Below are 19,361 nucleotides of genomic sequence, written 5' to 3'. Positions count from 1 at the left end.
AAGCGCAGGGTCTGCCTGAGCCAAGGACTCACACCAGTTTTTTCAGCAGCTCGGCCTTCTTCGCGCTGAATTCCTCGTCGGTCAGGATGCCCTTGGCCTTGAGCTCGCCGAGCTTCTCGAGCGTCGCCATCACTTCCTCGGGCTTCACGCCGGCGGGGGCGGCCGCGGCCGCCGGCCCCTGCGACGCCTGCGCGCCCTGCAACCCGGCGGCCAGGTTCTGCGCCAGCACCTGGCCCAGCGCCACGCCGGCACCCAGGCCCATGGCGTCGCCAGCGATGCCGCTGCCGCCGCCGCTGCCCACGCCCTCGGCGAGTTTGGGGATGGCCTGCGCCGTCTGGTACTGCATGAACTTGCCCATGTCGTTGCCGACCATGCCCATGCCGATCTTTTGGTCGAGGATTTTCTGCAACTCCTCGGGCAGCGAGATGCTTTGCACCGTCAGCGCCTCGAGCTTCAGCCCCAGCGTCTCGAACGGCGTGGCGAGCTCCTTGGCCAGCGTCTGCGCAAACAGGACCTGGTTGGCCGCCAGGTCCAGGAAGGGAATGCCGCTGCCCGCCACCGCATTGGCGATGTGCTGCAGCACCAGCCCGCGCAGCTGCCCGTCGAGCTCGGCGGTCGTGTAGCGCTCGCGCGTGCCCGACACCTCGGTGTGAAAGCGCTTGGGGTCCGCGATGCGGTAGGCGTAGTTGCCAAAGGCCCGCAGCCGCACCGCGCCGAAATCGGGGTCGCGCACGGTCACCGGCTGCGGCGTGCCCCATTTCTGGTCGAGTTGCTGGCGCGTGCTGAAGAAATACACATCGCTCTTGAACGGGGACTCGAACAGCTTGTCCCAGTTCTTCAGGTAGGTCAGCACCGGCAGCGTCTGCGTGGTCAGCTTGTAGGTGCCGGGACCGAACACGTCGGCCACCTGGCCCTCGTTGACGAACATCGCCATTTGCGACTCGCGCACCACCAAGGTCGCGCCGTTCTGGATTTCCATGTCGGCCATCGGAAAGCGCCAGGCCAGCGTGCCGTCACCCTCCTCGGTCCACTGGATGATGTCGATGAACTGCTTCTTGATGAAGTCCATGAGCGCCATGGGCGACCTCCGTGCGCTGGGGTTGAGCTGCGGCGCATGATACCCGGCCTAGTCCGCCAGGGCCGGGTCCTCGGCCGCGCCCGTGGCGCTCGAGGCGGCGGCAGCGGCGGGCGCGGCGGCAACACCTTTGCGCACCGCCGCCAGATCCTCAGGGCTGGGCTTCTTGCCGAGCAGCCAGTAATCGAACACGCGCCGCGCGATCGGTGCCGCCGCGGCACCGCCGAAGCCCGCGTTCTCGACCACCATGGCCAGCGCGATCGTGGGCTTGTCCGCCGGCGCGTAGGCCATGTAGAGCGCATGATCGCGCAGGCGCTCGGCGGTTCGTGCGGCGCTGTACTTCTCGTTTTGCTTGACCGTAAACACCTGTGCCGTACCGGTCTTGCCCGCAGCGACGTAGGGCGCGCCGCGGAAGGCATTGGCGCCGGTGCCCTCGATGTTCACGCCAACCAGCGCCTTTTGAATCACGGCGATGTTCTCGTGCCGCGCCACCGCCTCGGCCTTGATTTCTGGGAGCGTTTCGCGCGATTCGCGGGTCACGATGTCGGTGATGGCCTTGACCAGATGCGGCTTCATCTTCACCCCGTCGTTGGCGATCATGCTGGTGGCCTGCGCGAGCTGCAGCATGGTGAAGTTGTTGTAGCCCTGACCGATGCCGAGCGAGATCGTCTCGCCCGCGTACCAGCGCTGCTGCTCCGGGCGCTTGTAGGCTGCGCGCTTCCAGGCGGTTGAGGGCAACACGCCGCGCACCTCGCCCTGCAGGTCGATGCCGGTGAGCGTGCCGAAGCCAAACTTTTCCATCTCGTCGTGGATCAGGTCCACGCCCATGTCGTTGGCGAGGATGTAGTAATAGGTGTCGCAGGACTGCACGATGGACTTGTACATGTCCACGATGCCGTGACCGCCTTCCTTGTCGTCGCGGAAGCGGTGGTTGCCGAACATGAAATAACCCGGGTCGACGATGCTCTGCTGCGGCGTGCGCTTGCCGGTCTCCAGCGCGGCCAGGGCCATGAAGGGCTTGTAGGTCGAGCCCGGCGGGTAGGTTCCGCGCAGCGCCCGGTTGAGCAGCGGCCGGTCGATGGACTCGTTGAGCGCCTGCCAGCTCTCCGCGTCGATGCCGTCGACGAACAGGTTGGGGTCGAAGGTGGGCTTGCTCACGAAGGCCAGCACTTCGCCGGTGCGCGGGTCGAGCGCCACCAGCGCGCCGCGTCGCTCGCCGTAGAGATCCTCGATCAGTTTTTGCAGCTCGATGTCGATCGACAACACCACTGTGTTGCCCGGCGTCGCCGGCTTGCTGGCGAGCTTGCGCACGGCGCGGCCACCGGCCGAGGTTTCGATCCGCTCGTAGCCCGTGATGCCGTGCAGTTGCTCCTCGTAGCTCTGCTCGATGCCCAGCTTTCCGATGTAGTCCGTGCCCCGGTAGTTCGCCTCGTCGCCACGGTCTTCGAGCTGCGCCTTTTCCGCCGCGTTGATGCGGCCGATGTAGCCGATCACATGGCTGGCCGTCTCGCCAAACGGATAGTTCCGAAACAGCCGAGCCTTGACCTCGACCCCCGGAAAGCGCCAGCGCTGCGCGGCGAAGCGCGCGACCTCCTCGTCGCTGAGCTTGGTGCGGATCGGGAGCGACTCGAAGCTCTTGGACTCTTCCATCAGCTTGCGAAAGCGCCGCCGGTCCCGTGGCTCGATCGTGACGATCGTACTCAGGGCCTCGATCGTCGCGTCGAGGTCGCTCACCTTCGACGGCGTGATCTCCAGCGTGTAGGCCGAGTAGTTGTTGGCCAGCACCACGCCGTTGCGGTCGACGATCAACCCCCGGTTGGGCACGATGGGCACGATCGCGGTGCGGTTCGACTCGGCCTGCTCGGCGTATTGCTCGTAACGCAGCCATTGCAGCACGGCCAGGCGCATCAGCAGGGTCGCAAAGGCCGCCAGCACGACGGCGGCCATGACCCAGGCCCGCCGGCTGAAGCGGGCCCGGTCGAGCTCGACGTTGCGCAGCTCCGTCATCTCGGGGTTGGCGCTTGGCGCTAGCGCGCGCGCGGCGTTTCGGGCTCGGGCGTGCGACGCTGGGGCAGCAGCAGCAGCGTGCTGGCCAGCGGCCACAGCAGCGACTCGAACACCGGCGCGAGCAGCACGCTCCAGCCGGGCCAAAGATCTCCGGCCGCCAGCCGAACGCCCACTTCGATCGCGTGCGCGCCAAAGAACAGCGGCGCCACGTGCAGGCTTTGTTCCACCAGTCCAAACCACAGCAGCCGGCGGTGGATCGCGATCGCCAGGAAGCTCAAGACCGTGTAGGCCAGTGCGTGCTGGCCCAGCAAGGCGCCCTGGTGCACGTCCATCGCGAGGCCAAACAGAAAGGCTGCCGCCATGCCCACCCGCCGGGGCTGGTGCACACCCCAGAACACCAGCACGATCGCCAGGACATCGGGCAGCCAGGGCCAGGCGCCAGCGCCCGCAAAACCGGGCAGCATCGACAACGCCCACGCGCCGAACAAAGTCGCCCAAATGAAGACCGGATTGGCCGGCAGCAGCAGCTGCTGCCCTGCACGCATGATCATGGCTTCCTCCGGCGCGTCTCGCGGGGCTCTGCGGGCTCGACCGGCGGGGCAACCGGCACCGGGTTCAGGGGCTCGAGCACCAGCACATGCCGTGCACTGTTCACCTGCGCCAGCGCCTGCGCCACGATGCCCGCAAAAGCCGAGTTGCTCTGGTGCTGGACCGATCGCACCCGAGCCACCGGAATCCCGGGCGGGTAAACGCCGTCGATGCCGCTCGTGACGAGCAAGTCGCCCTCGATCACATCGGCGTTCGCCGGCACGTAGCGCAAGGCGAGGGAGGCCCCATCGGCCGACGGCTCACCCGCCGCGACGCCGCGCGCGCCGGTGCGCACGTTGAGCACCGGCGTGAGCTGTCCACGGTCGACCACCAGCGTGAGCTCGCTCACGAGCGGATAGACCCGCGTGATCTGCCCGAGCAGCCCGGACTCGTCGAGCACGGGCGAGCCGGCCGTCACACCCTGCAGCTGCCCCTTGTCGATCACCAGTCGTTTGCTGTAGGGGTCGCTCGTCTGATAGAGCACCTGCGCCGCGCGACTCGCCACCGTGGTGCGCGCGCGCAAATCGAGCAAGCGCCGCAAACGCTCGTTTTCGAGCGTGAGCAGCTGAACCTGTCCCGCTTGCAGCGACAGCTCGGCGAGCCGCCGGGCCGCATCGGCCTGGGCTTGGGTGGCGGCGTCGACCGAGACGAAATAGCGCGACACCTCGCGCGCGAGCCGCACCGGCTGCATCACGAGCCACTGCACCGGATAGATCGCCGTCGCCACGGCGCTGCGCACCGGCCCCGAAAGCTGCAAGCGCGTGTCGGCCACCATCAGGAACACGGCCAACGCACTGAAAAACAGCAGCTTGGACAGCGCCGATGGTCCCTGCCGGAAGAACGGCGGCGGGCTGTGCTCGAGCGTGTTCAGCGACATGGCCGGATCCGGATCACTGTTGCAGCCGCGGCCCGAGCGGCACAGGCCGCGGCATGGGCTGCCTCAGCCTCTCAGGGGCCGTCGTCCTCACTCGTTGGTGAAAATGCTGCCGAGCTGGTCCATGCGCTCGAGCGCCGTGCCGCAGCCCCGCACCACGCAGGTCAGCGGCTCTTCGGCGACCAGTACGGGCAAGCCCGTCTCTTCGGCCAGCAGCCGGTCGAGGTCGCGCAGCAAGGCGCCGCCCCCGGTGAGCATCATGCCGCGGTCGGCAATGTCGGCGCCGAGTTCGGGCGGCGTCTGCTCGAGCGCGGTCTTGACGGCCGAGACGATGTTGTTGAGCGGGTCGGTCAAGGCTTCGAGGATTTCGTTGCTCGAGATCGTGAAGCTGCGCGGCACACCCTCGGAGAGGTTGCGGCCCTTGACTTCCATCTCCTTGACTTCGGAGCCCGGAAACGCCGAGCCGATTTGTTTCTTGATGGCTTCGGCGGTTTGCTCGCCGATCAGCATGCCGTAGTTGCGACGGATGTAGTTGATGATGGCATCGTCGAAGCGGTCACCGCCCACGCGCACGCTGCCCTTGTAGACCATGCCGCCGAGCGAAATCACGCTGACTTCGGTCGTGCCGCCGCCGATGTCGACCACCATCGAGCCCGAGGCATCGCTGACCGGCAGGCCCGCGCCGATGGCCGCTGCCATCGGTTCTTCGATGAGGTAGACGGCGCTGGCGCCCGCCGCTTCGGCCGCGTCCTTGATGGCGCGCCGCTCGACCTGAGTCGAGCCGCAGGGCACGCAGATGATGATGCGCGGGCTTGGGCGCAGCACGCTGCGCGGGTGCACCATCTTGATGAACTGCTTGATCATCTGCTCGGTGACGACGAAATCGGCGATGACGCCGTCCTTCATCGGCCGGATGGCTTCGATGTTGCCCGGCACCTTGCCGAGCATGGCCTTGGCTTCCTTACCGACGGCCTGGATGACTTTCTTGCCATGTGGGCCACCTTCGTGGCGGATGGCGACGACCGAAGGCTCGTCGAGCACGATGCCCTTGCCGCGAACGTAGATGAGCGTGTTGGCGGTGCCAAGGTCGATCGCGAGATCGGTCGAAAAATAGCGGCGGAACGATCCGAGCATGTGGATATCCTCTACGGGCGGGAACTCAGCGGGGGTGCGCGGTCGGGACGCCCGGGCGGTTGTAGGGTAGGACGGGTTCGGGGCATCGGGCGCCGACTCCGGGGTGCCTCGCACGACCCGGCCCCGCAGGGCGCAGCCGACGGGCCGTCGAGGGCGGGCAAGGTGACGAAGGCGGCGCAGGGTCGGTGCGTGGCCTCAAAGGGCGGATAATAACTGACCCGTCTGCGGGACGACGCCCAACCCGTCCCTCCGCGCGGCCATGCTCGTGCGGCTATTACGTTTTGTTTCCAAAGAATCACCATGTCCCTGTCGGCCCAAGACATCACCCGGATTGCGTCGCTCGCGCGATTGGCGCTTTCCGACGCCGAGCGCGATCGCATGCAGCAGCAGCTCAACGATTTCTTCTCCATCGTCGACGCCATGCGCGCGGTCGACACGCAAGGGGTCGAGCCGCTCGCCCACCCCGTCGGTGCCGTGATGGATGTCGCGCTGCGCCTGCGCGACGACGTCGTCTCCGAAACCGACCAGCGCGCGAGCAACCAGCGCAGCGCTCCGCTGGTCGAGCGGGGCTTGTATCTGGTTCCCAAGGTCATCGAGTAAGGGGCGGCGCGCATGACGACATCGACGACTTCTCTCTCCGGCCCCGAAGACCGCGGCGTTGCCGGTTGGGCGCGCGCGCTGCGCGCACGCGAATGCTCGGCGGTCGAGCTTGCCCGCGCCTATCTCGATCGGATCTCGGCCCATCGCGAGCTCAACGCATTCCTGGCGCTCGACGAAGAGCGCAGCCTCGAGCAGGCGCGCCGGGCCGATGAGCGCCTCGCGGCGGGCGATGCCTCGCCGCTGCTCGGTGTGCCGCTCGCGCACAAGGATGTGTTCGTGACCCGCGACTTCGTCACCACGGCGGGCTCACGCATGCTCGCGGGCTACCGCTCGCCGTTCGACGCCACGGTGGTCGCCCGTCTCGGCCATGGCGCGCCCGACCAGGGGCCCGGCGCGGGCATGGTGACGCTCGGTAAGCTCAATTGCGATGAATTCGCCATGGGTTCGGGCAATGAGAACTCGGCCTATGGACCGGTCTTGAATCCCTGGAGCGCCTCGCGCGTCCCGGGTGGCTCCTCCGGCGGCAGCGCCGCCGCGGTCGCCGCAGGGTTGATCCCCGCTGCGACCGGCACCGACACCGGGGGCTCGATCCGCCAGCCCGCGGCGTTCTGCGGCATCACTGGCATCAAGCCGACCTATGGGCGGGTCAGCCGCTACGGCATGGTGGCCTTTGCCTCGAGCCTCGACCAGGCGGGTCCGATGGCGCGCACCGCGGAAGATTGCGCCCTGCTGCTGAGCGCGATGTGCGGCCCCGACCCCGACCGCGACTCCACCTCGCTCGATGTGCCCGCGGAGGATTTCAGCCGCGCGCTCGACGCGCCGCTCGACGGCTTGCGCATCGGGCTGCCCAAAGAGTTCCTGGGTGAGGGCGTTGCCCCCGACGTGCGCGCGGCCGTCGACGCGGCGCTCGCCGAGCTGCAGCGCCTGGGCGCGCGCCTGGTCGACATCTCGCTGCCGCGCACCGAACTGGCCATACCGGTCTACTACGTGCTCGCACCGGCCGAAGCCAGCTCGAACCTGGCACGGTACGACGGGGTGCGCTATGGCCACCGCGCCCGCGACTATGCCGATCTCATCGACATGTACGAGAAAACCCGCGCCGAAGGCTTTGGCGACGAGGTCAAGCGGCGCATCATGATCGGCACCTACGTGCTCTCGCACGGCTACTACGACGCCTACTACCTGCAGGCGCAGAAAATCCGCCGCCTGATCGCGGACGACTTCCAGCGCGCGTTCGAGGTTTGCGACGTGATTGCCGGACCGGTGGCGCCCACGGTCGCCTGGCCGCGCGGGGGGCACCGCGCCGATCCTCTGGCCGACTATCTGGCCGACGTCTTCACGCTGCCCGCCTCGCTCGCCGGCCTGCCCGGCATGAGTGTGCCCGCCGGTTTTGGCGAGGGCGGCCTGCCCGTGGGCCTGCAGCTCATCGGCAACTATTTCCAGGAAGCGCGGCTGCTCAATGTCGCGCATCGCCTCCAGCAGGTGACCGACCACCATCTTCGCCGTCCGGCAGGTTTTTGACATGACGAGCCCTCTGATCCAAGGTTACGAAGTCGTCATCGGCTTCGAGACGCACGCCCAGCTTTCCACCCAGAGCAAGATCTTCAGCCGCGCGGCGACCGCCTTCGGGGCCGAGCCCAACACGCAGGCCTGCGCGGTCGATCTGGCGTTGCCCGGAACGCTGCCGGTGATGAATCGTGGCGCGGTCGAGCGCGCGATCCGCTTCGGCTTGGCCATCGGTGCCCACATTGCGCCGCGCAGCATCTTCGCGCGCAAGAACTACTTCTATCCCGACTTGCCCAAGGGCTACCAGATCAGCCAGTACGAAATTCCGGTGGTGCAAGGCGGAAGCGTCAGCTTCTACCTCGGCGACGAGAAAAAGACCGTTCGTCTGGTGCGTGCGCATCTCGAGGAAGACGCGGGCAAAAGCCTGCACGACGCCTTCCACGGCATGAGCGGCATCGACCTCAACCGCGCGGGCACGCCGCTGCTCGAGATCGTCACCGAGCCCGACATCCGCTCGAGCGCCGAGGCCGTGGCCTACGCGAAGGAGCTGCACAAGATCGTCACCTGGATCGGCATCTGCGACGGCAACATGCAGGAAGGTTCGTTCCGCTGCGACGCCAACGTCTCGGTGCGCAAGCCCGGCCAGCCGCTGGGCACCCGCCGCGAGATCAAGAACCTCAACTCCTTCAAGTTCATGCAGCAGGCCATCGACTACGAGGTGCGCTGGCAGATCGAGCAACTCGAAGACGGCCGCGCGATCGAGCAGGCGACCGTGCTGTTCGACCCCGACACCGGCGAGACCCGCGCCATGCGCACGAAAGAAGACGCGGCCGACTACCGCTACTTCCCCGATCCCGACCTGCCGCCGCTCGTGATCGCGCCCGAATGGGTCGAGCAAGTGCGCGCCGCCTTGCCCGAATTGCCGCGCGCCATGGCCGAGCGCTTCGTGCGCGACTACGGCCTGCCCGAATACGACGCGACCACGCTCACGCAAAGCCAGGCCATGGCAGCCTATTTCGACGCGGCCGCGCAGGCGAGCGCTCAGCCCAAAATGGCCAGCAACTGGATCATGGGCGAGATCTCGCGCCGGCTCAACGCCGAAGAGATCGACATCGCGCAGGCACCGGTCGCGGCGGCCACGCTCGCCGCGCTCATCGCGCGCATTCAGGACGGGACGATTTCAAACAACGCGGCCCGCCAGGTGTTCGATGCGCTCTGGCGCGGCGAAGGGCAGGATGTCGACGCGCTGATCGAGGCCAAGGGCCTGCGACAGATGAACGACACCGGCGCGCTCGAGGCCATCATCGACGAGGTGCTCGCGCGCAACGCCGACAACGTCGCACAGTTCAAGGCCGGCAAGGACAAAGCATTCAACGCGCTCGTCGGCCAAGTCATGAAGGCCAGCGGCGGCAAGGCCAACCCGCAACAGGTCGGCGCGCTGCTGCGCCAAAAGCTCGGGGCTTGACCCCCGACCACATCGCTTCGGGCGGTTACCGGCTGGAGGGCGCGGCGGCGGCTGCCGATCCGGCCCAGAGGGGGCGCAAACGCTGTCGGTCGGCGTCGAAGCGCTCGTCGATGCGCTTCTTTTCTTCCTGCTTGTCGAGGATGAAGCGCTCTTGCGCGGCGATCGCCTGGGTGTTGTCTTCGAGTTGCCGCCGCAATGCCGGCGGCATGCGGCTCGGGTCCTTGAGGTAGAACTCCCGCTCGGCCTCGAGCGCTTTGCGCTCGCGCTGCAATTCGGAGAGGCGCTCGCGTGCCGCTTCGATCACGTGGTCGACCTGAGCCAGCGCCTCACGCCGCTCGTTTTCGAGAACCTCGGGCCGCGGATAGCGGATCAGCAAGGCGCGGTCGCGGCGGCGCTGCTCTTCGGCGCGGGCCTTCGCTTCCGCTTGCGCACGCTCGCGCTCCTCGATGGCAGCACGCTCTGCGGCGGTCAAGGACGGTGGGATGCGCCGCACGATGACGCCGCTCGGGCTGATCTCGAGTTGCTCGCGATCGATGCATTCGACGATCGGCCGGTCCGAGGTGAGCTTACGGCCCCGCGCGTCGACACAGGTGTAAACATTGGCCGCCATCACGCTCTGGCAGACGCTCAGTGCGACCGAGCCCACCGCGGCCCAAGTCACCGGGGGCGCCATCCGGGTTGAATTCATCCGCTCTCCCTTCGCTGTTCGTGCGGCGGCCGAGCGCAGCCCCGGTGCGATCAAACGCCGTAGCGTGCGCGATACGCTTCGACGCGGGCGCGGTGCTCCGCAAATTCGTTGCCGCTTTGTTGCTGCAGATACTGCAGCAGATCGGCGAGTCGCGCAATGGCGCAGACCTGCAGACCGAGTCGATCGCGGACATATTGCACGGCGCTGTACGGCACGTCTTGGCCCGCTTCGGTCGCCATCTCCTGCCGGTCGAGGGCGACGGCGACCGCATGGGGCCGCGCCCCCGCCGACTCGATGAGCGCGATCGACTCGCGCACCGCCGTTCCTGCAGACATCACGTCGTCGACGATCAGCACACGCCCCTGCAGCGGCGCGCCGACGAGCTGGCCGCCTTCGCCGTGGTCTTTGGCTTCCTTGCGGTTGTAGGCAAAGGGGACGTTGCGCCCGAGCCGCGCCAGCTCGATCGCCACCGCCGTCGCCAAGGGGATGCCCTTGTAGGCCGGGCCAAAGATCATGTCGAACTCGATGCCGCTGGCGAGCAGCGAGCGTGCATAGAATTGTGCGAGCCGGCCGAGGCTGGCGCCGTCACAGAAGAGGCCGGCGTTGAAGAAGTAAGGCGAAAGCCGCCCCGCCTTGGTGCGGAATTCTCCGAAACGCAGCACCCCTTGTTCCAGCGCGAATTGCACGAACGCCTGCGCCAGGGCGTCGGAGGCGGCGCTGCCATCGTTTTTTTCCACCATGGGAGTTTCCTTGCTCAAGATCACCACGCTCAACCTCAACGGCATACGATCGGCCACAACCAAAGGGCTCGAGCGGTGGCTGGCGCAGCACGCGCCGGATTTTATGGGGGTGCAGGAAGTCAAGGCCCAGGCGGCCGATGTGCATGGACGCTTCGACGCGTTGGCGGGTCTGCGCGGGCACTTTCACTTTGCACAGAAAAAAGGCTATTCCGGGGTGGGCATCTACACGCGGCACGAGCCGAGCGACGTTCTCGCGGGCTTTGGCGTGCCGGAGTTCGACGACGAAGGGCGCTATCTCGAGCTGCGCTTCGATACCCCCACTCGGCGCCTCTCCATCATCAGCGCCTACTTTCCCAGCGGTTCCTCCGGGCCCGAGCGGCAGGAGGCGAAGTACCGTTTCCTCGACGCGATGGGCGCGCATCTGCGCTCGCTCCAGGCGAGCCGCGCGTTCATTCTGCTCGGCGACGTCAACATCGCCCATCAGCCCATCGACCTCAAAAACTGGAAGGGCAACCAGAAAAACAGCGGCTTCCTGCCCGAAGAGCGGGCCTGGATGACGCGCCTGATTCAAGAGGTGGGGCTGGTCGATGTGTACCGGGCGCTGCACCCGGACGTGACCGAAGAGGCCTACACCTGGTGGAGCAACCGGGGGCAGGCCTGGGCGAAGAACGTGGGCTGGCGCATCGACTACCACCTGGCCACGCCCGACCTGGCCGCGCTGGCGCGGGATGCCGAGGTTTACAAGGCCGAGCGGTTTTCCGACCACGCGCCGCTGAGCATCCGCTACGACTTCAGGCTGTGATTGCGGGATGCGCGGCGCGCGAGGGACGGGTTCAGCGTTGCCCAAACACGGCCTGCCAGAGGTTCAAGACCGCGGTGCGTTCGCGCGCCACGCGCTCGGGGTCGACCTGAGTGGGTTGCTCGTCGAGGCGGGCCTGATGCTGGATGCGGCGCAGTTCCCGATAGGCGTCGGCCGCCGCGGCACCGATGCCGGGCGCGAGCAGGCCCGCCGCCTCGGCCCGGTGCAGCAGCGCGATGTTGCCCACGTTGTCGATGAGTTCGGGATGGGTGGCGGCGTGGGCCAGCACGAGGAACTGCACCGCAAACTCGACGTCGACCATGCCGCCCGCGCTGTGCTTGACGTCGAACCGTTCGGGCGGCAGGCGGTGCGAGGCACGCACCCGTTCGCGCATCGCCAGGATTTCGGTTTTGAGGGCCTGCGCGTCGCGCGGGGCCGTGATGACGTCGCGCCGCACGGTGTCGAAGCGCGGGCGCAGCGGCGGCCAGCCGATGACGAAGCGCGCCCGCGTCATTGCCTGATGCTCCCAGGTCCAGGCGGTGTTGCTGCCGCGCTGGAGCTGGTAGTCCGCATAAGCGGAAAAACGCGTCACCAGCAGGCCTGAATTGCCGTTGGGCCGCAGCGCCGTGTCGATTTCGAACAGGTCGCCTTCGCCCGTCTTCAGCGTGAGCCAGGTGATCAGGCGCCGAACGAAGGCGGCGTAGATTTCGCAGGCTCGCGGCTCTTCGTCCTCGTAGACGAACACGATGTCGAGGTCGCTCCCGTAGCCCAGTTCTTTTCCGCCGAGCTTGCCGTAGCCAATGATGGCGAATTGCGGCTCGTCCCGATGGCGCTGCCGCAGGCGCTGCCAGCACCAGCGCGCGGTGAGGGCGAGCACCGAGTCGGCCAGCGCGCTGAGGTCGTCGGCGACCTGCTCGACCGTGATGACGCCTTCGAGGTCGCGCGCGAGCGTGCGGAACACCTCGGCATGGTGGGCGCGGCGCAGCGCATCGAGCAGGGCCTCTTCGTCGTCTTCACCGGTTCGGGCGAGCGCCTGGGCGCGGGTCTCGAGGTCACGCTCGAACGCGACGGGGTCGAAGCGTTCCTCGAACAAGGCGTCGCTGGCCAGCTCGTCGATCACGCCCGGGTGTTGCATGAGGTAGCGCGCAGGCCAGCGCGCTGCACCGAGCAGGCGCAGCAGCCGCTCATGGACGGAAGGCCGCTCGATCAGCAGCGCGAGGTAGCTCTCGCGGCGCAGCAGGGTTTCCATCCAGTCGACCAGGCGCAATGCACCTTCTTCGCGGATGCGCCCCTCGTCGAGCCATTGTTGGGTGCGCTGCAGCAGCCGGATCAGCCGGCGTTGGGCTTCGTCACGCAGGGCCTGCACACGGGGCTGGTCGCGCCACGGGGTGACGCGCTCGCGCAGGCCGGGACTGAGTTGCGGCAGCAGCGCGTCCCAATCGGCCGCCGGTGCGGTGGGCTCTTGGGCCGAGTTGCGCCCGTTGCAGCCGGGGCAGGGGCTGGCGCCGCCGCCGAGCAGGCGGTCGAATTCGGCGGAGACGAACTCGCGGTGGCGGTCGAGCTCGGCGAGGAACGGGCAGAGTCCGTCGTAGCCCAGGGTGCGCGCGATCCACCCGAGGTCGGCGTCATCGCTGGGCAGCACATGGGTTTGCTGGTCGTCGAGGTACTGGATGCGGTGTTCGACCCGCCGCAGGAAGCGGTAGGCCTGGGCCAGCCCCTCGGCGGTTTCGGCGGGCATGAGGCCGGCGCGCGCCAGCCGCTTGAGCGCAGCGAGGGTCGGCCGGGTGCGCAGCTCGGGGAATTGACCGCCCCGCACGACCTGCAACAACTGCACGATGAACTCGATTTCCCGGATGCCTCCGCGCGAGAGCTTGACGTCGTTGGCGCGGCCGGGCCGCCCGGCGCTGCGGCGGGCGGCGTGCTCGCGAATTTGGCGGTGCAGCGCGCGCAGGCTTTCGAACACCGCGTAGTCGAGGTAGCGCCGGAACACGAAGGGCTGGACCAGCGAGCGCAGGGCGAGCGCTGGCGGGCCGAGCGCATCGGTCGGGGCGACCGCGCGGCTCTTGAGCCAGGCGAAACGCTCCCACTCGCGGCCTTGAACGAAGAAATACTCTTCGAGCGCATCGAGCGACAGCGCGACCGGCCCCGAGTTTCCATTGGGTCGCAGCGCCAAATCGACGCGGAAGACGAAGCCGTGCTCGGTGTTGTCGCCAATCAGCGATTGCACACGGCGCACGAGCCGGGCGAAATACTCTTGGTTGGAGATGCGCCCCCGACCGTCGGGCAGGCCCTCGGTTTCGCCGTCGCTTTCATACACGTAGATCAGGTCGATGTCGCTCGACACGTTGAGCTCGCGCGCGCCGAGCTTGCCCATGCCGATGATCCAGACGCGGCTGCGCGTGCCGTCGGGCTTGCGCGGCGCGCCATGCCGGGCGTCGAGTTCCTCCATTGCCTTTTGGCAGGCGAGGTCGAGTGCCCACTCGGCGAGGGTCGTCATCGTCGAGGTGACGGTCTCGAGCGGCGCCTGCGCGTCGCAGTCGAGTTCGATCAGGCGCTGCAACACCAGCTGGCGCACGACGCGCAGCGCGGCATCGAGCGCGAGGCCCCGCTGGCTCAGAGCCGCGTAGGCGGCATCCAGGGCCGCACGGTCGGGCGCGCCCTCGGGCAGAAGGCTGCGCTCATCGGCGTAGCGCCGCGCGATGCGTTGGTAAAAGCGCGAATAGGGCGCCCAAGGGGGAGCGAGTGCGGTCACGGGCTCCGTGCATGGGGAACTGCGGTCGATGGGGCTGGTCATAATTGGTCGAGGACTGCACCGCCGATGAACGAGACCGCCCCCCCGACTTCCCCCACCCTGATGCGCCTGGTTCGTCGGGCGCTTCAGGTCGTCGTGTGGACGCTCGGGGCTGGCGTTGTGGCTTTGGCCGTCGTCTGGGCCGCGCTGCAGGGGTGGATTGTGCCGAGAATCGACGATTGGCGTCCGCAGCTCGAACGCTATGCCAGTCGCACGCTCGGGGTCACGGTGCGCATCGGGCGCATCGAGGCGCAGCGCGGCGCGTGGGTGCCCTCGTTCACGATCGACGATGTGGCGCTGCTCGACGCGCAGGGCGAGCCGGCCTTGCGCTTGGCGCGGGTGCTGGCGACGCTGACGCCGCAAGGCCTCCTGCGCGGGCATTTCGATCAGCTGGTGCTCGACGGCCCTGAGCTCACCGTGCGGCGCATGCCCGATGGCCGCTGGCGCATCGGAGACTGGATGCTCAACGCCGGCGGGGGGAGTGACGCGGCGGCGGATTGGTTTTTCTCGCTGCCCGAGTTCGTGATTCGCGGCGCGACGCTGCACTACGCGGACGAACGCCTGGGTGCGGAGCCGCTGACGCTGAGCGCGGTCGATTTCCTCATGCGCAACGGGCCGCGCAGCCACGCGCTGCGGCTCGATGCGACGCCGCCCGAAGGCTGGGGCAGCCGCTGGTCGCTGCGCGGCCAGTTCCGCCGCGGACTGCTCGATCGCCATGCGGGGCGTCTGCAGGGCTGGTCCGGCCAGATCTATGGCGATTTTGGGCACTTGCGGCTCGAGCCGGCGCAGGCGCTGTTGGCGAGCCTGGGGGCCGGACACTGGAAGAGCGGCGAAGGTTCGGCCCGGGTCTGGATCGACGTGACACACGGCGACGCGGTGGGCGCCACGGCCGACTTGGCGCTCGAGCGCGTGTCGCTGACGCTGCAGCCCGAACTGCGACCGCTCGAGCTCGACGCCTTGTCGGGTCGGGTCGGCGCCCGGCGCCTCGCCGGCGGCTTCGAGGTGTACACGAAGGGCCTGCAATTCGAGGCGGGCGACGGGCGCCGCTGGCCGGGCGGCGACCTCTACGCCATGCACACGGCGGCCGAGGGACGCCTGCCTGCCGTGGGCGAAGTGCGCGGCGAGCGCATCGACCTCGAAGCGCTGGCCCGAATCGCCGACAGCCTGCCGCTCGACGCCGACGCGCGCGCCGCGCTTGAGACCTATGCCCCGCGCGGCTTCATCGAGCGCGTGCAGGCGCGCTGGGAGGGCAGCTTGGCCGAGCCGAGCCGGTATGACGTGTCGCTGCGGGGGCGTGGCCTGGGCCTCGCATGCAACCGCCCGGTCGGCGCCGGGGAAATGTCTGCGCACACGGCGTCGGAGTCTGGAGCTCCCGTCGCGGCGCTGTGCTTCTCAGGGCTGGATCTGGAGCTGGACGCGAATGCGCGCGGCGGCTCGGTGCGCGTACACAGCGACACGACCGCGACGCTGACGCTGCCGCGCGTGTTCGAAGAGCCCGAGCTGGGCTTGGACCGCATCGACGCGCGTGCCCGTTGGACGCTCAAGGGCTCGACGCTGGAGGTGCCGCGCTTCGACATCGATTGGGCCAACGCGGACCTGGAAGGGCGCGTGGGCGGCAGTTGGGCGGCGCCGTCGGGGGGCGCGCACGGGCCTGGAACGCTGGACTTGAGCGGCACGGTGGCGCGCGCCAACGGCGCGCGGGTGTATCGATATCTGCCGCTGCATTTGCCGCAGCAGGTGCGGCATTACGTGCGCGACGCGATCCGTCAGGCCGAGTTGCGCGATGTCTCGGTGCGCGTGCGCGGTGATTTGCGGCGCCTGCCCTATGCCGACGGCAAGAGCGGCGAGTTCCGCTTCTCAGGCAAGCTGCGCGACGCCACCTTTGCGTTCGTTCCAGCGCCCGAGGTCGGCCCGGCGGCGGCGAACGGCCTCGCGCCCTGGCCCGTGCTCGAGAAGCTCTCGGGCGATTTGACCTTCGAGCGCAACGGCATGCGGCTGACCTCGGCGCGCTCGGGCGTACAGGGCGCACCCGGGCTGGAGCTCCGGGATTTGCAAGCACGCTTGCCCGACTTCAGCCACGACCCGACGGTCGAGGTTTCGTTTGCGATCCAGGGGCCGGGCGGCGCCATGGTCGACCTCGTTCGCCAAAGTGCCCTGCACCGGGTGACGCATGAACTCTTCGCGGGCACCGAGATCAAGGGAAACCTGCGGGGGCAGATTCAGCTCAAGGTGCCGATCCACCAGGCGCAGGAGACCCGGGTGCAGGGCAGCTTCGCGCTCGACGGCAATGACTTACGTTGGGCGCCCGAAGTGCCGCTGCTCGAGCGTCTGCGCGGGCGGGTGGCGTTTACCGAGAGCAGCGTCACGCTCTCGGGCGTTCAAGGCCGGATCTACGGTGGAGAGGCCCGCATCGAGGGCGGTGCACGACCGCGCCCCGGAGGTGGCATCGGGCCCTTGGCGCTGCGCGTGCAAGGCGTGTTGAGCGCCGACGGATTGCAGCGCGCCCGCGAGTTGGCCGAATTGCAACCCGTGTTGCGCCGCCTGCGCGGGACGGCGGCTTACACCGCCAGCGTCGATGTCGGTGGCACGGCGGTGGCGGTGCCGCAGTGGCGCGTGAACAGCACGCTCGAGGGCCTGGCGATCGACGGTCCCGAGCCCTTGGGCAAGCCCGCCGCGCTGGCGCTGCCGCTGCGGCTCGAGAACGTGCTCGAAGATGCGGCGGCGCAGCCCCCCGTGCAGCGGCTGCAGTTCGAGCTCGGGGACCGGGTTGCGGTGACTTATCTGCGCACGCTCGAGGCGGCCTCGCCGCGCGTGCTGCGCGGCCGCATCGCGGTGGGTTTGCGGCCGGGGGAGAGCGCGCCTTTGCCTGAGTCGGGCGTGCTCGCCAACATCGCCCTCGCGCGGCTCGATGTGGGTGCGTGGGAGGCGCTCTGGACGGGCGCGGCGAGCGGTGCGGGGTCGGCCAGAGCGGGTGAGGCGACCGGGGTCGCAGCCGCCTTGCCGTCGTGGCAGGACTATTTGCCGACCTCGATGGCGCTGCGGGCCGACGAGTTGAATGTTGCGGGGCGGCGTTTTGACCAGGTGGTTGCCGGCGGCCGGCGTGAGGGGCCGGTTTGGCGTCTCAACGTGGCCGCGCGTCAGTTCAATGGCTACCTCGAATACCGCGAGCCGAGCGCGATTGGGGGCGCGCGCTTGCACGCACGCCTGGCCCGGCTGGCGATCCCCCGCGAGGAAGCGCAGCAGGTCGAGAACCTGATGTTCGAGCCGCAGACGGCGCAAACCTTGCCCGCGCTCGACATCGTGGCCGAAGACTTCGAGTTCGGGCCGCGGCGGCTCGGGCACCTCGAAATCGAGGCGGTCAACCGGGGCGGTACCGCGCAGCAGCCGCGCGAATGGCGGCTCAACCGGCTACAGCTCTCGGTGCCCGAGGCGACGCTCAAAGCCACCGGCAACTGGGCGGCTGCGGCGCAGGCGGGAGCGGATCGCAGCCTTCGGCGCACCGAGCTCGACCTCGACCTCGACGTGCGCGATGCGGGCGCGCTGCTCACGCGCTTTGGCATGCCCGATGTGGTGCGCCGCGGCAGTGGCAAGCTGCAGGGCAAGCTGGCGTGGAACGGCTCGCCGTATGCGCCGCACCCGCCGAGCCTCGATGGTGCGCTGCACATCGACATCGAGAACGGTCAGTTCCTCAAGGCCGATCCGGGGGCGGCGAAGCTGCTCGGTGTGCTCAGCCTGCAGGCGCTGCCGCGGCGGCTGACGCTCGACTTCCGCGATGTGTTCAGCGAGGGCTTTGCCTTTGATTTCGTGCGCGGGGATGTGCAGGTCGAGCGCGGCATGGCGCGCACCAACAACCTGCAGATGAAGGGCGTCAACGCCGCCGTGCTCATGGACGGCTGGGCCGACATCGTGCATGAAACCCAGGATTTGCGGGTCGTGGTGGTGCCCGAAATCAACGCGGGCACGGCCTCGCTCGTGGCCGCAGCCATCAACCCGGCAATCGGTTTGGGCACGGTGCTCGCGCAGCTCTTCGTGCGCCAGCCGCTCATCAAGGCCAATACGCAGGAATTTCGCATCGTGGGCTCCTGGAGCGACCCCCAGGTGCAACGGGTCAACGGCGCTGCGCGGCCGGCGGCTCCGGCTTCTGCTGCGGCCCCGGCGGCCTCGGCCGCCTCCTCGCCGAGCTCCGCAGCCGCTATGGAGCGTCAACCATGAAAATCGCCGCCATTCAGATGGTCTCGGGGCCGCGCGTGGCCGACAACCTGGCGCGCGCTCAGGCGCTGCTCGAAGCGGCTGCCGCCGCCGGCGCGGAGCTCGCCGTGCTTCCGGAGTATTTCGGCTTCATTGGCGACGACGCGCACAAGCTCGGTGTGGCCGAGCCTTGGGGCTGCGGGCCGATGCAGGATTTGTTGCAGCGCTCGGCACGCACGCTGGGGCTCTGGATCGTCGGCGGCTCACTGCCGGTACAAACCGCGCAGGCAGGGCGCGCGACCAACAGCTCGCTGGTGTTCGACCCGGGCGGCCACGTGCGCGCGCGCTATGACAAGCTGCATCTGTTCCGTTTCGACGATGGCGAGCGTCGCTACGACGAAGCCGCCACGCTCGACGCGGGCGCGCAGGCGGTGTGCTTCGATCTGCCTTCGCGCGACGGGCACACCTGGCGCGTGGGGCTGAGCATTTGCTATGACCTGCGCTTCCCCGAGCTCTACCGCGCCTACGCCGAAGCGGGATGCACCTTGCTGACCGCGCCGAGCGCCTTCACCGCCCTCACCGGGCAGGCGCATTGGGACCTGCTCACGCGCACCCGTGCGGTCGAGAACCTCTGCGGCCTGGTTGCCGCCGCGCAAGGCGGCCGGCACGAGAACGGGCGCCGCACCTGGGGCCACAGCCGGCTGGTCGATGCCTGGGGCCGGGTGCTGGCCGATGCGGCCGAGGGGGAAGCCGTGGTGCTGGCCGAACTCGAACTGCCGGCGCTGCGCGCGACGCGCCAGCGGCTCGACGCGCTCGCGCATCGGCGGCCGGCCTCGGTCTTGCGGGTCGCCCGTGCACAGGAACCGATGACCGGTGAGTTGCAAAAATGAGAGCAACACATGACCC

Annotated in this window: 14 protein-coding genes; 6 read left to right on the top strand and 8 right to left on the bottom strand. The window is 68.5% G+C overall.

Annotated elements, in window-relative coordinates; all coding sequences use genetic code 11:
- Positions 1-28 precede the first annotated feature (28 nt).
- The 5 genes from EDC62_RS00535 to EDC62_RS00515 form a co-directional block, all read right to left on the bottom strand.
- Positions 29-1,078 carry an SPFH domain-containing protein gene (locus EDC62_RS00535; RefSeq protein WP_124219286.1) on the bottom strand — a complete coding sequence of 350 codons (1,050 nt, stop codon included), beginning with the start codon at positions 1,076-1,078 and terminating at the stop codon, positions 29-31.
- A 48-nt stretch (positions 1,079-1,126) separates the two neighbouring features.
- The gene (gene mrdA / locus EDC62_RS00530) at positions 1,127-3,082 is read right to left on the bottom strand and encodes a penicillin-binding protein 2 (protein ID WP_124219284.1); all 1,956 of its coding nucleotides are present in this window, start codon (positions 3,080-3,082) and stop codon (positions 1,127-1,129) included.
- Positions 3,083-3,102: 20 nt separating this feature from the next.
- Positions 3,103-3,633: a rod shape-determining protein MreD gene (mreD, locus tag EDC62_RS00525; RefSeq protein ID WP_124219282.1), complete on the bottom strand. Its 531-nt coding sequence runs from the start codon at positions 3,631-3,633 to the stop codon at positions 3,103-3,105.
- A complete protein-coding gene (gene mreC / locus EDC62_RS00520; RefSeq protein ID WP_124219280.1) occupies positions 3,630-4,547 on the bottom strand; it encodes a rod shape-determining protein MreC in 918 nt (305 codons plus the stop codon). Before mreC ends, mreD begins: the two co-directional genes overlap by 4 nt.
- An 87-nt stretch (positions 4,548-4,634) precedes the next feature.
- On the bottom strand, positions 4,635-5,678 hold the full coding sequence (locus EDC62_RS00515) for a rod shape-determining protein (RefSeq protein ID WP_124219278.1): 1,044 nt from the start codon (positions 5,676-5,678) through the stop codon (positions 4,635-4,637).
- 300 nt (positions 5,679-5,978) lie between these two features.
- On the opposite strand from EDC62_RS00515, the gene gatC reads away from it, so the two are divergent.
- From gatC to gatB, 3 genes are read left to right on the top strand one after another with little or no spacing between them, the layout of a single operon-like run.
- Positions 5,979-6,278 (top strand): Asp-tRNA(Asn)/Glu-tRNA(Gln) amidotransferase subunit GatC, encoded by a 300-nt coding sequence (gene gatC / locus EDC62_RS00510; protein ID WP_124219276.1) that lies wholly within the window; start codon positions 5,979-5,981, stop codon positions 6,276-6,278.
- Positions 6,279-6,290: 12 nt separating this feature from the next.
- A complete protein-coding gene (gene gatA / locus EDC62_RS00505) occupies positions 6,291-7,799 on the top strand; it encodes an Asp-tRNA(Asn)/Glu-tRNA(Gln) amidotransferase subunit GatA (protein ID WP_124219274.1) in 1,509 nt (502 codons plus the stop codon).
- A gap of 1 nt (position 7,800) precedes the next feature.
- The gene (gene gatB, locus EDC62_RS00500; protein ID WP_124219272.1) at positions 7,801-9,249 is read left to right on the top strand and encodes an Asp-tRNA(Asn)/Glu-tRNA(Gln) amidotransferase subunit GatB; all 1,449 of its coding nucleotides are present in this window, start codon (positions 7,801-7,803) and stop codon (positions 9,247-9,249) included.
- Positions 9,250-9,274: 25 nt separating this feature from the next.
- Here the strand turns inward: gatB and EDC62_RS00495 are convergent, their stop codons facing one another.
- Together EDC62_RS00495 and pyrE are read right to left on the bottom strand one after the other, a co-directional pair.
- Positions 9,275-9,937, bottom strand: a complete 663-nt coding sequence (locus tag EDC62_RS00495) for a DUF4124 domain-containing protein (RefSeq protein WP_245968702.1) — start codon at positions 9,935-9,937, stop codon at positions 9,275-9,277.
- A 50-nt stretch (positions 9,938-9,987) separates the two neighbouring features.
- The gene (gene pyrE, locus EDC62_RS00490; protein ID WP_124219270.1) at positions 9,988-10,677 is read right to left on the bottom strand and encodes an orotate phosphoribosyltransferase; all 690 of its coding nucleotides are present in this window, start codon (positions 10,675-10,677) and stop codon (positions 9,988-9,990) included.
- Between pyrE and EDC62_RS00485 the strand changes: the two genes are divergently transcribed.
- Complete coding sequence (locus tag EDC62_RS00485) at positions 10,676-11,479, top strand: exodeoxyribonuclease III (RefSeq protein ID WP_211330884.1); 804 nt, start codon at positions 10,676-10,678, stop codon at positions 11,477-11,479. The two genes, pyrE and EDC62_RS00485, sit on opposite strands and share 2 nt — an antisense overlap.
- A 31-nt stretch (positions 11,480-11,510) precedes the next feature.
- Here EDC62_RS00485 and glnE read toward each other — a convergent pair whose 3' ends face one another.
- Positions 11,511-14,270 (bottom strand): bifunctional [glutamate--ammonia ligase]-adenylyl-L-tyrosine phosphorylase/[glutamate--ammonia-ligase] adenylyltransferase, encoded by a 2,760-nt coding sequence (gene glnE, locus EDC62_RS00480; protein ID WP_124219268.1) that lies wholly within the window; start codon positions 14,268-14,270, stop codon positions 11,511-11,513.
- 24 nt (positions 14,271-14,294) lie between these two features.
- On the opposite strand from glnE, the gene EDC62_RS00475 reads away from it, so the two are divergent.
- Together EDC62_RS00475 and EDC62_RS00470 are read left to right on the top strand one after the other, a co-directional pair.
- Complete coding sequence (locus tag EDC62_RS00475; RefSeq protein WP_124219266.1) at positions 14,295-18,479, top strand: YhdP family protein; 4,185 nt, start codon at positions 14,295-14,297, stop codon at positions 18,477-18,479.
- The gene (locus tag EDC62_RS00470; RefSeq protein WP_124219264.1) at positions 18,476-19,345 is read left to right on the top strand and encodes a carbon-nitrogen hydrolase family protein; all 870 of its coding nucleotides are present in this window, start codon (positions 18,476-18,478) and stop codon (positions 19,343-19,345) included. Before EDC62_RS00475 ends, EDC62_RS00470 begins: the two co-directional genes overlap by 4 nt.
- Positions 19,346-19,361 lie beyond the last annotated feature (16 nt).

Source organism: Tibeticola sediminis (assembly GCF_003843835.1).
In the GTDB taxonomy this organism is placed as follows: domain Bacteria; phylum Pseudomonadota; class Gammaproteobacteria; order Burkholderiales; family Burkholderiaceae_C; genus Tibeticola; species Tibeticola sediminis.
The sequence above is the reverse complement of the archived record's forward strand: the minus strand, read 5'-3'. Positions and strand labels throughout refer to the sequence as shown.

Bases quoted from the DNA above. Each gene is read 5' to 3' on its own strand.
- EDC62_RS00535 (WP_124219286.1), bottom strand. From the start codon at position 1,078: ATGGCGCTCATGGACTTCATCAAGAAGCAGTTCATCGACATCATCCAG.
- mrdA (WP_124219284.1), bottom strand. From the start codon at position 3,082: ATGACGGAGCTGCGCAACGTCGAGCTCGACCGGGCCCGCTTCAGCCGG.
- mreD (WP_124219282.1), bottom strand. From the start codon at position 3,633: ATGATCATGCGTGCAGGGCAGCAGCTGCTGCTGCCGGCCAATCCGGTC.
- mreC (WP_124219280.1), bottom strand. From the start codon at position 4,547: ATGTCGCTGAACACGCTCGAGCACAGCCCGCCGCCGTTCTTCCGGCAG.
- EDC62_RS00515 (WP_124219278.1), bottom strand. From the start codon at position 5,678: ATGCTCGGATCGTTCCGCCGCTATTTTTCGACCGATCTCGCGATCGAC.
- gatC (WP_124219276.1), top strand. From the start codon at position 5,979: ATGTCCCTGTCGGCCCAAGACATCACCCGGATTGCGTCGCTCGCGCGA.
- gatA (WP_124219274.1), top strand. From the start codon at position 6,291: ATGACGACATCGACGACTTCTCTCTCCGGCCCCGAAGACCGCGGCGTT.
- gatB (WP_124219272.1), top strand. From the start codon at position 7,801: ATGACGAGCCCTCTGATCCAAGGTTACGAAGTCGTCATCGGCTTCGAG.
- EDC62_RS00495 (WP_245968702.1), bottom strand. From the start codon at position 9,937: ATGAATTCAACCCGGATGGCGCCCCCGGTGACTTGGGCCGCGGTGGGC.
- EDC62_RS00485 (WP_211330884.1), top strand. From the start codon at position 10,676: ATGGGAGTTTCCTTGCTCAAGATCACCACGCTCAACCTCAACGGCATA.
- pyrE (WP_124219270.1), bottom strand. From the start codon at position 10,677: ATGGTGGAAAAAAACGATGGCAGCGCCGCCTCCGACGCCCTGGCGCAG.
- glnE (WP_124219268.1), bottom strand. From the start codon at position 14,270: ATGACCAGCCCCATCGACCGCAGTTCCCCATGCACGGAGCCCGTGACC.
- EDC62_RS00475 (WP_124219266.1), top strand. From the start codon at position 14,295: ATGAACGAGACCGCCCCCCCGACTTCCCCCACCCTGATGCGCCTGGTT.
- EDC62_RS00470 (WP_124219264.1), top strand. From the start codon at position 18,476: ATGAAAATCGCCGCCATTCAGATGGTCTCGGGGCCGCGCGTGGCCGAC.